This is a genomic window from Shigella sp. SIG3 (assembly GCF_053555855.1).
Window position 1 is genome coordinate 108,138 of the sequence record NZ_JBQZXE010000001.1, and the last position, 12,859, is coordinate 120,996.

Sequence of the window (12,859 nt, forward strand, 5' to 3'; positions counted from 1 at the left end):
GATACTTAGTTTGCCCAGCTTGCAAAAAGGCATCGCTGCAATTGGTGCTGAAACGATAAAGTAATTGTGTGACCCAGATCGATATTTACAGGGAGCCTGCCTTTCCGGCGTTGTTGTTATGCCCCCAAGTATTTACAGTGTGAGAAAGAATTATTTTGACTTTAGCGGAGCAGTTGAAGAATGACAAAGTATGCATTAGTCGGTGATGTGGGCGGCACCAACGCACGTCTTGCTCTGTGTGATATTGCCAGTGGTGAAATCTCGCAGGCTAAGACCTATTCAGGGCTTGATTACCCCAGCCTCGAAGCGGTCATTCGCGTTTATCTTGAAGAACATAAGGTCGAGGTGAAAGACGGCTGTATTGCCATCGCTTGCCCAATTACCGGTGACTGGGTGGCAATGACCAACCATACCTGGGCGTTCTCAATTGCCGAAATGAAAAAGAATCTCGGTTTTAGCCATCTGGAAATTATTAACGATTTTACCGCTGTATCGATGGCGATCCCGATGCTGAAAAAAGAGCATCTGATTCAGTTTGGTGGCGCAGAACCGGTCGAAGGTAAGCCTATTGCGGTTTACGGTGCCGGAACGGGGCTTGGGGTTGCGCATCTGGTCCATGTCGATAAGCGTTGGGTAAGCTTGCCGGGCGAAGGCGGTCACGTTGATTTTGCGCCGAATAGTGAAGAAGAGGCCATTATCCTCGAAATATTGCGTGCGGAAATTGGTCATGTTTCGGCGGAGCGCGTGCTTTCTGGCCCTGGGCTGGTGAATTTGTATCGCGCAATTGTGAAAGCTGACAACCGCCTGCCAGAAAATCTCAAGCCAAAAGATATTACCGAACGCGCGCTGGCTGACAGCTGCACCGATTGCCGCCGCGCATTGTCGCTGTTTTGCGTCATTATGGGCCGTTTTGGCGGCAATCTGGCGCTCAATCTCGGGACATTTGGCGGCGTGTTTATTGCGGGCGGTATCGTGCCGCGCTTCCTTGAGTTCTTCAAAGCCTCCGGTTTCCGTGCCGCATTTGAAGATAAAGGGCGCTTTAAAGAATATGTCCATGATATTCCGGTGTATCTCATCGTCCATGACTATCCGGGTCTTCTCGGTTCCGGTGCACATTTACGCCAGACCTTAGGTCACATTCTGTAAATCCTTCCTGTTATATCGGGAGGTAACTCTCCCGATAATATTTTAAATCATACAGTTAATTCAATTTTTCTTTGTGTCCCCTCACAAGGCCGACCTGCGTCACACTTCCGTACAGCGGGATTAATTCTCCAGTAAATGCATTATTTGTCTGGTAACGGCGATTTGTTTTGCACGTTCATAATTTCACTCGTCAACTATCACTGAACGAGGAATTAACGATGAGTAAGAAACTGATTGCCTTATGTGCCTGCCCAATGGGCCTGGCTCACACTTTTATGGCCGCTCAGGCGCTGGAAGAAGCGGCGGTAGAAGCCGGTTATGAAGTGAAAATTGAAACCCAGGGCGCGGACGGCATCCAGAATCGCCTGACGGCGCAGGATATCGCCGAAGCGACCATCATCATCCATTCCGTGGCAGTTACCCCGGAAGATAACGAACGTTTCGAATCACGCGACGTTTATGAAATCACTTTGCAGGACGCAATTAAAAACGCTGCGGGCATCATCAAAGAAATCGAAGAGATGATTGCCTCTGAACAACAGTAATATTCGACAGGGATAATTGTTATGGCCATTAAAAAACGCAGTGCAACCGTTGTGCCTGGCGCATCCGGTGCGGCAGCGGCAGTTAAGAATCCGCAGGCCTCTAAAAGCAGCTTCTGGGGTGAACTCCCGCAGCATGTGATGTCAGGGATTTCACGCATGGTGCCGACCTTAATTATGGGCGGTGTGATCCTCGCTTTCAGCCAGCTGATTGCTTATAGCTGGCTTAAAATTCCTGCTGAGATCGGCATCATGGATGCTCTTAATAGCGGGAAATTCTCCGGTTTCGACCTCTCCTTACTTAAATTTGCCTGGCTGTCGCAGTCCTTCGGCGGCGTGTTGTTTGGTTTTGCCATTCCGATGTTTGCTGCATTTGTGGCGAACTCTATCGGTGGCAAACTGGCGTTCCCGGCTGGTTTTATCGGCGGGTTGATGTCTACCCAGCCGACGCAACTGCTGAACTTCGATCCCAGCACTATGCAATGGGCGACCTCTTCGCCGGTGCCGTCCACCTTCATTGGTGCGCTGATTATTTCTATCGTTGCCGGTTACCTTGTGAAATGGATGAACCAGAAAATCCAGTTACCGGATTTCCTGTTAGCGTTCAAAACCACATTTTTGCTACCGATTCTTTCCGCCATTTTTGTCATGCTGGCGATGTACTACGTCATCACCCCCTTTGGTGGCTGGATCAACGGCGGTATCCGTACTGTGCTGACTGCCGCAGGTGAGAAGGGCGCGCTGATGTACGCAATGGGGATCGCCGCGGCGACAGCAATCGACCTTGGTGGCCCGATCAACAAAGCCGCAGGTTTCGTTGCCTTCAGCTTTACCACTGACCACGTATTACCGGTCACCGCTCGTTCTATCGCTATCGTTATTCCGCCGATTGGTCTGGGTCTGGCGACCATTATTGACCGTCGTTTAACCGGCAAACGCCTGTTCAACGCTCAACTTTATCCGCAGGGTAAGACCGCGATGTTCCTGGCCTTTATGGGGATTAGTGAGGGTGCGATTCCGTTTGCGCTGGAAAGCCCCATCACCGCCATTCCGTCATATATGGTCGGCGCGATTGTCGGCTCAACCGCAGCTGTCTGGCTGGGCGCAGTGCAATGGTTCCCGGAATCCGCTATCTGGGCATGGCCGCTGGTCACTAACCTGGGCGTTTATATGGCGGGGATCGCGCTGGGGGCAATCATTACTGCGCTGATGGTGGTGTTCCTGCGTCTGATGATGTTCCGCAAAGGCAAATTGTTAATCGATAGCCTGTAAGAAGGAAAATCCAGATGACATTACTCGCTTCGCTGCGCAACTGGCTTAAGGTGCAACAACTGGATGCGGTGCTTCTCTCCTCACGGCAGAACAAACAGCCGCATCTGGGGATCTCCACCGGATCAGGCTATGTGGTTATTAGCCGTGAAAGTGCGCACATTCTGGTAGATTCGCGCTATTTCGTTGAGGTGGAAGCCCGTGCGCAAGGCTACCAGCTGCATTTGCTTGACGCGACGAACACGCTTACCACTATCGTCAATCAAATCATTGCCGATGAGCAGTTGCAAACGCTCGGTTTTGAAGGCCAGCAGGTGAGTTGGGAAACCGCGCACCGCTGGAAGTCTGAACTCAATGCGAAACTGGTTAGCGCCACGCCGGATGTGCTGCGGCAAATCAAAACGCCAGAGGAGGTGGAGATAATCCGCCTCGCCTGTGGGATTGCCGATTGCGGAGCGGAGCATATTCGCCGCTTTATTCAGGCGGGGATGAGCGAGCGCGAGATAGCCGCTGAACTGGAGTGGTTTATGCGCCAGCAGGGCGCAGAAAAAGCCTCTTTTGACACCATTGTCGCCAGCGGCTGGCGCGGGGCGCTGCCGCACGGCAAAGCCAGCGACAAGATTGTTGCAGCGGGCGAGTTTGTCACTCTCGATTTTGGTGCGCTGTATCAGGGCTACTGCTGATATGACGCGCACCTTGCTGGTGAATGGCGAAGGGGTGAGCGCCGAATCTCACCCGCTGTTTGACGTCTATCAGATTGTCCTGCAGGCACAGCTCGCGGCAATCTCTGCAATTCGCCCCGGCGTGCGCTGCCAGCAGATTGACGACGCCGCGCGCCGGGTCATTACCGAGTCTGGATTTGGCGACTATTTCGGTCATAACACTGGTCACGCTATCGGCATTGAAGTCCATGAAGATCCGCGTTTTTCACCGCGGGACACCACGACGCTACAGCCAGGCATGTTGCTGACCGTGGAGCCGGGGATTTATTTGCTAGGGCAAGGGGGCGTGCGCATCGAAGATGTTGTGCTGGTTACCCCGCAAGGCGCAGAAGTGCTCTACGCCATGCCGAAAACAGTGTTGCTCACGGGAGAGGCATAATGGATTTATCGCTATTAAAAGCGTTGAGCGAGGCAGATGCGATCGCCTCCTCGGAACAGGAAGTGCGGCAGATCCTGCTGGAAGAAGCGGCTCGCCTGCAAAAAGAAGTGCGATTTGATGGTCTGGGATCGGTGCTGATCCGCCTCAATGAATCGACAGGTCCGAAGGTGATGATCTGCGCCCATATGGACGAAGTGGGATTTATGGTGCGCAGCATCTCCCGCGAAGGCGCTATTGACGTGCTGCCGGTTGGCAACGTGCGCATGGCTGCCCGCCAGCTGCAGCCGGTGCGCATCACCACCCGTGAAGAGTGCAAAATTCTAGGCCTGCTTGACGGCGACCGGCAGGGGAATGACGTTAGCGCCATGCGCGTGGACATTGGCGCGCGCACCTATGACGAAGTGATGCAGGCGGGAATTCGTCCAGGCGATCGCGTCACCTTCGATACCACTTTTCAGGTCCTCCCTCACCAGCGGGTGATGGGCAAAGCCTTTGATGATCGCCTCGGTTGCTATCTGCTGGTGACGTTACTACGTGAGCTGCACGACGCCGAACTGCCTGCGGAAGTGTGGCTGGTGGCAAGTTCCAGCGAAGAGGTGGGATTACGCGGCGGGCAAACTGCTACCCGCGCGGTGTCGCCGGACGTCGCCATTGTGCTTGATACCGCCTGCTGGGCGAAAAACTTTGATTATGGCGCGGCTAACCATCGTCAGATTGGTAACGGGCCGATGCTGGTGTTAAGCGATAAATCGCTGATTGCGCCGCCAAAACTTACCGCGTGGATTGAAACCGTGGCGGCAGAAATTGGCGTTCCGTTGCAGGCGGATATGTTCAGTAACGGCGGCACGGACGGTGGAGCGGTGCACTTAACCGGTACTGGCGTACCCACATTGGTAATGGGGCCTGCCACCCGCCACGGACATTGCGCGGCATCGATTGCCGATTGCCGCGACATTTTGCAGATGGAGCAACTTTTATCTGCCCTTATTCAACGTCTTACGCGTGAGACGGTTGTTCAACTGACGGATTTCAGATGATCTCCTGATTAACCCGGAGCGGTTATGTTAACGATTCAATTTCTCTGTCCTTTGCCTATGCCTAACGGTCTACATGCTCGTCCGGCGCGGGAACTTAAAGAACAGTGCAGCCAGTGGCAAAGCGAAATCACCTTTATCAACCATCGCCAGAACGCAAAGGCCGATGCTAAAAGCTCGCTGGCGTTGATTGGAACTGGCACCTTATTTAATGACAGTTGCAGCCTGAACATTAGCGGCAGCGATGAAGAGCAGGCGCGGCGCGTGCTGGAAGAGTACATCCTGGTGCGCTTTATCGACAGCGACAGCGTTCAGCCGACGCAGGCAGAACTGACGGCGCATCCGCTGCCGCGTTCATTAAGCCGCCTTAACCCGGATTTACTGTACGGCAATGTGCTGGCAAGCGGCGTCGGCGTGGGTACGCTGACCCTGTTACAAAGCGACAGCCTCGACAGTTATCGGGCAATCCCCGCCAGTGCGCAAGATTCCACCCGGCTGGAGCACAGCCTGGCAACGCTTGCCGAGCAACTGAATCAGCAATTGCGTGAGCGTGACGGCGAAAGCAAAACTATCCTCAGCGCTCATTTGTCGCTGATTCAGGATGATGAATTTGCAGGCAATATCCGTCGCCTGATGACAGAACAGCATCAGGGACTGGGGGCGGCGATCATCAGCAATATGGAGCAGGTTTGCGCCAAACTATCTGCTTCTGCCAGCGATTATCTGCGCGAGCGGGTCAGCGACATTCGCGATATCAGCGAACAGTTGCTGCATATCACCTGGCCGGAACTGAAGCCGCGCAACAATCTGGTGCTGGAAAAACCGACCATTCTGGTGGCTGAAGATTTAACCCCAAGCCAGTTTTTGAGCCTTGATTTGAAAAATCTTGCGGGTATGATTCTGGAGAAAACCGGGCGCACCTCGCATACACTGATTCTGGCCCGTGCCTCGGCGATCCCGGTACTGAGTGGCTTGCCGCTGGATGCGATTGCCCGTTATGCCGGGCAACCTGCAGTGCTTGACGCCCAGTGCGGCGTGCTGGCGATTAACCCGAATGACGCGGTGAGCGGTTATTATCAGGTCGCGCAGACGCTGGCGGATAAACGCCAAAAACAACAGGCGCAGGCTGCCGCGCAGCTGGCCTATTCCCGTGATAACAAGCGTATTGATATTGCGGCGAATATCGGCACCGCTCTGGAAGCGCCAGGCGCGTTTGCCAACGGCGCGGAAGGTGTCGGGCTGTTCCGTACCGAAATGCTCTATATGGATCGCGACAGCGCGCCGGACGAGCAGGAGCAATTTGAAGCCTACCAGCAGGTGCTACTGGCGGCGGGCGACAAGCCGATTATCTTCCGCACGATGGACATCGGCGGCGATAAAAGCATTTCTTATCTGAATGTTCCCCAGGAAGAGAACCCATTCCTCGGCTATCGCGCGGTACGTATTTACCCGGAATTTGCTGGCCTGTTCCGCACTCAACTGCGGGCCATTTTGCGCGCCGCCAGTTTCGGCAACGCCCAGTTGATGATCCCGATGGTTCACAGCCTCGATCAGATCTTATGGGTGAAAGGCGAGATCCAAAAAGCGATCGTTGAGCTTAAGCGCGATGGCCTGCGTCATGCAGAGACGATTACGCTTGGGATCATGGTGGAAGTGCCGTCGGTGTGCTACATCATCGACCACTTCTGCGATGAGGTCGATTTCTTCAGTATCGGCTCCAACGATATGACCCAGTATCTGTATGCGGTCGATCGTAATAACCCGCGCGTATCGCCGCTATATAACCCGATTACGCCATCGTTCCTGCGCATGTTGCAGCAAATAGTTACCACTGCGCATCAGCGGGGCAAATGGGTAGGCATTTGCGGTGAACTGGGCGGTGAAAGCCGTTATCTGCCGCTACTGCTTGGGCTGGGCCTGGATGAGCTGAGTATGAGTAGCCCGCGTATTCCGGCGGTGAAAAGCCAGCTTCGTCAACTGGATAGCGAGGCGTGTCGGGAACTGGCGCGTCAGGCATGTGAATGCCGCAGTGCGCAGGAAATTGAAGCGTTACTCACCGCCTTTACGCCGGAAGAAGACGTTCGCCCACTGCTGGCGCTGGAGAATATCTTTGTTGATCAGGATCTTAGCAATAAAGAGCAGGCGATCCAGTTCCTGTGCGGCAACCTCGGCGTTAACGGGCGCACTGAACATCCGTTTGAGCTGGAAGAAGATGTCTGGCAGCGGGAAGAGATTGTTACCACCGGCGTTGGTTTTGGCGTAGCGATCCCGCACACCAAATCTCAGTGGATCCGTCATTCCAGTATCAGCATTGCCCGGCTGGCGAAACCGGTTGACTGGCAGTCAGAAATGGGCGAAGTCGAACTGGTGATCATGCTGACGCTGGGTGCTAACGAAGGGATGAATCATGTGAAAGTCTTCTCGCAGCTGGCGCGTAAACTGGTGAATAAAAACTTCCGCCAGTCGTTGTTTGCCGCGCAAGATGCACAAAGTATCCTGACGCTGCTGGAAACAGAATTAACCTTCTGACGTTAGCCCTGAAAACGGGCGCTGTACTCTCCCGGCGTCAGACCAAACTGACGCCGGAAAACGCGACAAAAATAGTCGCTATCCGGAAAACCGCAACGCTGTGCCACTTCATGAATTGACAGATGATATTTCTGCAAAATCATCCTCGCCTTCGCCATTCGCACCCAACGCACATACTCGATAAAACGCATCGTTCCATGCTGAGCAAACAGTTTTGACAGATGATTGGGCGTGATATTAAAAAACTGCGCCACGCTCTCGCGGGTGAGCGGCTGGGCATAATTATCCTGAACCCAGTTACAAATGCTGTGATAGAGAAAATCGCCGCGCGGTTGCGAATTACCCGGCGGCATATTCACCACGTTGCGGCAAAGATGCAGCAAACTTAACACCAGTGGCTGAATGATATTCTGCTCCAGCGGCGAACGGCTAAGATGGGTGAGGGCGGTAAGCATCGCTTCACCTTCACCGCGTTGCAGGCTGGGAAGCTGGATCTGGCGAGCAGGATGCAACAACGACGTGGTGCGGCTATCGTAAAACGATAACCCAAGCCAGGTCGGTGCGAACACCAGGCTTAACAGCATCACCGGTTTGTTGTTGATCGGTAAATTAGCCGCGCGTGCCGGAATAAACAGCATTTCTCCTTCCACCATTCGCTGCTGCTTTGCTTCCAGCAGGTTGCCGTATTCGCCGCGCAGCACGATATCCAGACGGGGAAAATCAATACATAAACTGCCCACCGGTAACGAGGCAGGCTGGCTGGCAAACCAGACGCGCCCCAGTAGTTGCGGGTTAAGCACTAGGCCGCTGAACAGATCGGCGAAAAATTGTTGATCGGCGGGCAAGCCTGGTGCTTTCATGAAAGTTCCCGATTAAAGATGCATTAACTGGCGAAATTCTTTCACTTTGCTGCGGCTGACCGGCACTTCAAAATCCAGATCTTTCAGTCGCAGAATGTAGGTGTTATTAAACCACGGTTCGATTTCGCGTATTTTGTTCAGATTGACACAAAATGAGCGATGGCAGCGGAAAAAATGCGACGGCGGCAGTTTGCTGCAAAATTCGGTAATGTTCATCGGCATTACGTAGGATTCACGCCGCGTATAGACAAAGGTCATTTTCTCGTGCGCTTCGGCGTAATAGATATCGTTAATTGGCGTGACGATTATTCGCTCATCTTTCACCAGATTAATGGTGTCATTCTCACGCGTTACCGTCGCGGCAGGCGTACGCTGGTCTGCTGTTGTTGCCAGGCCGCTTCCAGTTTTTGCAGCATCCCGGTAATACGTGACTCCTGATATGGTTTGAGAATGTAGTCAAACGCCTCCAGTTCAAACGCTTCTACCGCATGTTCTTTCCACGCGGTGATGAACACAATAAACGGTTTATGGGCGAACTGGCTGATGTTTTGCGCCAGCAACACGCCATCCAGCGACGGAATATTGATATCCAGAAAAATGGCGTCGACGCGGTTATGCTGCAAAAACTTCAACACGTCCAGACCGTCGTCAAAGGTGCCGACAATCTCCATCTGGCTGTGCTCTTTAATTAGCCAGCTCAGTTCCTGTTGTGCCAGGAATTCGTCTTCAACAATGATGACTTTCACAATATCACTCCGGCTCAAAGCAATAACGTAGCCTGTGAGGCGACTGGGGTGCGTTGGTTAGGAATGTAAAACGCAATTTCCGTCCCCGGCTCCAGGCGGCGGATATGCAGCCCCTCGCCATACAATAACTTCACGCGATGATGGACATTCAGCAGGCCAATTTTATTGCCCGGCATTTCATTCGCTTCGACCCGCTCAATCACCTTTGGATCGATGCCGTGCCCGGTATCTCGCACCGCAATGCGTACCCGATTTCCGCACTCTGCAACGCTGATGGTGACAACGCCTTTACCTTTGCAAGGCTGAATACCGTGGACAATGGCGTTCTCCACCAACGGCTGGATCAGCAGGCTGGGAATGCAGCAATTCACCTCTTCATCAATATCATAGATAACCGTCAGCTTGTCGCCAAAGCGGGCCTGCTCAATGGCAATATAGTCTTTAATTTGATACAGCTCTTTTTTGATATCGATTTGCTCATCGTCTTTTAATTCAATGTTATAGCGCAGATAACGCGACAGATTAAAGATCAACTGGCGAGCGGTATCCGGATTCAGACGGATTGACGATGAAATAGCGTTCAGAGCGTTAAACAGAAAATGGGGATTAATTTTGCTTTGCAGGGCGCGAAGCTCTGCCTTATTTGCCATTTCACGTAGCTGCTCGGCGCGTGAAACCTCCAGTTGCGTGGAGATGATTTGCGACAGACCGACCGCCATTTCCTGTAATGACGAGGTGATCTGATGCGCGTGGCAGTAGTAAATTTTCAGCGTTCCGGTCACGACCCCTTTCTCCCACAATGGGATCACCAGCATGGAATGAATCTCTGGTGTGCGGTGGGCTTCATCATTGTTTTTAATGATGATTTTTCCGTAATTCATCGCCTGACGGGTAGTCGGGCTAATGAAGTCATCGCCATTCTGATAGTTATGTTCACCCACGCCAACATAGGCCAGCACATGATCGGTATTAGTAATCGCCACCGCATCGGCGTGAATGTCATCGCGGATAATTTCGCAGACCTTGCGTAATGACTCGCTATTGACATGGCGAAACAGCGGTAGCGTTTTGTTGGCGATATCCAGCGCCAGCTTGGCCTGCCGCGCGGCGCTGGCCTCTTTTTCGCCCTCAACGCTTTGCACCAGAAGCACAATAAAGCCGATACAGACGCTACCGAGGATCATTGGAATGCCGATTTTAGAGACGATATCGATCCCCAACGCGGTAGTTGGTGCCCAGACAATTACCAGAATCATGGTCAACGTCTCACACAACATGCCGCCGAGAATACCGACGCGCCAGCGCTGTGCTTTGGGGATTTTCAGGTTTATCCAGCCTGATATACAACCCGCCAGAATGCTGGTGATAAAGCAGGGGATCGCCGTCACGCCGCCGATATCAATTAAATACCGGTGAATACCCGCAATCACGCCGGTAATGATGCCTACCCACGGGCCAAACAGAATCCCGCCGGACATCACCGCGATAATACGTACGTTCACCAGCGAGCCTTCTACGGGAACGCCGGACCAGGTGCTGAACAGGGCGAACAGCGAGAAAATGGCGGTAACGGCGAGCAATTCTTTTGGGGAGTGCGCCGACTTGTGCAACAGTTCGCGAAACAGGCGGATACGGATGAGAAAGAACAGGCAGATAAGCATTAACGCTGCCCGATCGAAGACCGCCAGCAGCATGTTGAATATTTCGTGCACGGGTGACTCTGAATAAGGATTAAACCTCTATGATAGGTAACCTGAAGGCTGATGACCAGCAGGCCGTTTTTGAGGAAAAACCATAAATTTAAAAGGGGATTGAAAGATAAATGGTGTATTAGCAATGTATCTCTTGATAATGCACTTCTGGCTGGTAAATTTATTGAAATTATAATGTTAATAAAATTGGTGGTAATTTTCTTGTTAGCGTAGAAAAATTTTCTGTTTTTGAAGTGGAGTTCCTCATTTAAATCCATTGATAAAAATGTTCTAAAACGCTGGACAGACAGAAATTAATCAGGCTATTTTCAAAACAGCCACCATTGTGGCAGCGTCGCTCGGACGGTCCGGGCGCTAACGTTAATCTGAGGAAATTATGGCTGACACTCGCCCTGAACGTCGCTTTACGCGCATTGATCGTCTCCCGCCCTACGTTTTTAACATCACCGCTGAACTGAAAATGGCTGCGCGTCGGCGCGGCGAAGATATTATCGATTTCAGCATGGGTAACCCGGACGGTGCGACTCCGCCGCATATCGTCGAAAAATTATGTACTGTGGCCCAGCGCCCGGACACGCATGGTTACTCCACTTCACGCGGCATTCCGCGGTTACGTCGCGCCATTTCCCGCTGGTATCAGGATCGCTACGACGTTGAAATCGACCCGGAATCAGAAGCCATCGTCACTATTGGTTCGAAAGAGGGCCTGGCGCATCTGATGCTGGCGACGCTGGATCATGGTGACACGGTGCTGGTGCCGAATCCAAGTTACCCGATCCATATTTATGGCGCGGTGATTGCAGGGGCGCAGGTACGCTCAGTGCCGCTGGTGGAAGGTGTCGATTTCTTCAACGAACTGGAGCGCGCCATTCGTGAAAGTTATCCGAAACCGAAGATGATGATCCTCGGCTTCCCGTCGAACCCAACCGCGCAATGCGTGGAACTGGAGTTCTTCGAAAAGGTTGTGGCGCTGGCGAAACGCTACGATGTGCTGGTGGTCCATGACCTGGCCTATGCCGATATCGTCTACGATGGCTGGAAAGCGCCGTCAATTATGCAGGTGCCGGGTGCACGCGATGTGGCGGTCGAGTTCTTTACGCTGTCGAAAAGCTACAACATGGCGGGCTGGCGTATCGGCTTTATGGTTGGCAACAAAACGCTGGTCAGTGCCCTGGCGCGAATCAAAAGCTATCACGATTACGGCACTTTTACGCCGTTGCAGGTGGCGGCGATTGCGGCACTCGAGGGCGATCAACAGTGCGTGCGCGACATTGCCGAACAGTACAAACGCCGTCGTGATGTATTGGTTAAAGGGCTGCATGAAGCGGGCTGGATGGTCGAAATGCCGAAGGCTTCGATGTATGTCTGGGCGAAAATCCCGGAACCATATGCGGCCATGGGATCGCTGGAATTTGCCAAGAAGCTCCTTAACGAAGCGAAGGCTTGTGTCTCGCCGGGGCGACTATGGTGATACGCATGTTCGCTTTGCACTGATTGAAAACCGCGACCGTATTCGTCAGGCCATCAGAGGGATTAAAGCGATGTTCCGTGCCGACGGTTTACTACCCGCCAGCAGCAAACATATTCACGAAAACGCGGAATAAACACCGTCGTCAGAAATGCAAACAGGAGCCTGATGGCTCCTGTTTTTCATTGCACAGTTTGCTTTTAGATCATCAGGGCAAAAGTACCGGCCCAAACGATGACCATAAAAGAAATGCCCATAAAGAAATATTTCACTTTACATCTCTCCGCGTAATTACTGTTACGCCTGAATGACTTCATTACACCTGATACAGTGAGTTGACACCGGGCAAAGCGACCTTAAAAGCCCTGTATTTTACCGTGGGCATCACACCAGAATTCTGAGCTAAACTGCTCGAGACGGCGCTAATGTACGCCTAAAACTGAAACGAGACA

10 protein-coding genes and 2 pseudogenes are annotated in these 12,859 nt (G+C 52.6%); 8 read left to right on the forward strand and 4 right to left on the reverse strand.

Translation table 11 applies throughout. The annotated features are described in order from the left end of the window. Positions 1–180: 180 nt before the first annotated feature. The 7 genes from glk to ptsP all read left to right on the forward strand — a co-directional run bounded on the left by glk (position 181) and on the right by ptsP (position 7,621). Positions 181–1,146 (forward strand): glucokinase, encoded by a 966-nt coding sequence (gene glk / locus ACUU1I_RS00535; RefSeq protein ID WP_000170347.1) that lies wholly within the window; start codon positions 181–183, stop codon positions 1,144–1,146. A 218-nt stretch (positions 1,147–1,364) separates the two neighbouring features. Then, positions 1,365–1,691 (forward strand): PTS fructose transporter subunit IIB, encoded by a 327-nt coding sequence (locus tag ACUU1I_RS00540; RefSeq protein ID WP_000038456.1) that lies wholly within the window; start codon positions 1,365–1,367, stop codon positions 1,689–1,691. Positions 1,692–1,712: 21 nt separating this feature from the next. Further along, the gene (locus ACUU1I_RS00545; RefSeq protein WP_000985333.1) at positions 1,713–2,960 is read left to right on the forward strand and encodes a PTS fructose transporter subunit IIC; all 1,248 of its coding nucleotides are present in this window, start codon (positions 1,713–1,715) and stop codon (positions 2,958–2,960) included. A 14-nt stretch (positions 2,961–2,974) separates the two neighbouring features. Further along, entirely contained in the window at positions 2,975–3,640 is a 666-nt protein-coding gene (gene ypdF / locus ACUU1I_RS00550; protein WP_005070064.1) for an aminopeptidase, read from the forward strand. Beyond that, positions 3,615–4,058: a M24 family metallopeptidase gene (locus ACUU1I_RS00555; RefSeq protein WP_250542690.1), complete on the forward strand. Its 444-nt coding sequence runs from the start codon at positions 3,615–3,617 to the stop codon at positions 4,056–4,058. Before ypdF ends, ACUU1I_RS00555 begins: the two co-directional genes overlap by 26 nt. Next, a complete protein-coding gene (ypdE, locus tag ACUU1I_RS00560) occupies positions 4,058–5,095 on the forward strand; it encodes an aminopeptidase (protein ID WP_000366002.1) in 1,038 nt (345 codons plus the stop codon). Before ACUU1I_RS00555 ends, ypdE begins: the two co-directional genes overlap by 1 nt. Before the next feature lie 24 nt (positions 5,096–5,119). Then, the gene (gene ptsP / locus ACUU1I_RS00565) at positions 5,120–7,621 is read left to right on the forward strand and encodes a phosphoenolpyruvate--protein phosphotransferase (RefSeq protein ID WP_000955823.1); all 2,502 of its coding nucleotides are present in this window, start codon (positions 5,120–5,122) and stop codon (positions 7,619–7,621) included. A gap of 2 nt (positions 7,622–7,623) precedes the next feature. Here ptsP and ACUU1I_RS00570 read toward each other — a convergent pair whose 3' ends face one another. From ACUU1I_RS00570 to ypdA, 3 genes and pseudogenes are all read right to left on the reverse strand, one after another. Further along, on the reverse strand, positions 7,624–8,481 hold the full coding sequence (locus ACUU1I_RS00570; protein ID WP_000646844.1) for an AraC family transcriptional regulator: 858 nt from the start codon (positions 8,479–8,481) through the stop codon (positions 7,624–7,626). 12 nt (positions 8,482–8,493) lie between these two features. Beyond that, positions 8,494–9,227, reverse strand: a pseudogene (gene ypdB / locus ACUU1I_RS00575) (two-component system response regulator YpdB). 14 nt (positions 9,228–9,241) lie between these two features. Next, complete coding sequence (gene ypdA, locus ACUU1I_RS00580; protein WP_000544359.1) at positions 9,242–10,939, reverse strand: two-component system sensor histidine kinase YpdA; 1,698 nt, start codon at positions 10,937–10,939, stop codon at positions 9,242–9,244. Positions 10,940–11,315: 376 nt separating this feature from the next. Here ypdA and alaC point away from each other — a divergent pair. After that, positions 11,316–12,543 (forward strand): annotated as a pseudogene (gene alaC / locus ACUU1I_RS00585) (alanine transaminase). Between the two features lie 64 nt (positions 12,544–12,607). On the opposite strand, the gene ypdK reads toward alaC, so the two are convergent. Beyond that, complete coding sequence (gene ypdK, locus ACUU1I_RS00590) at positions 12,608–12,679, reverse strand: membrane protein YpdK (protein ID WP_010723117.1); 72 nt, start codon at positions 12,677–12,679, stop codon at positions 12,608–12,610. Between the last annotated feature and the right edge of the window lie 180 nt (positions 12,680–12,859).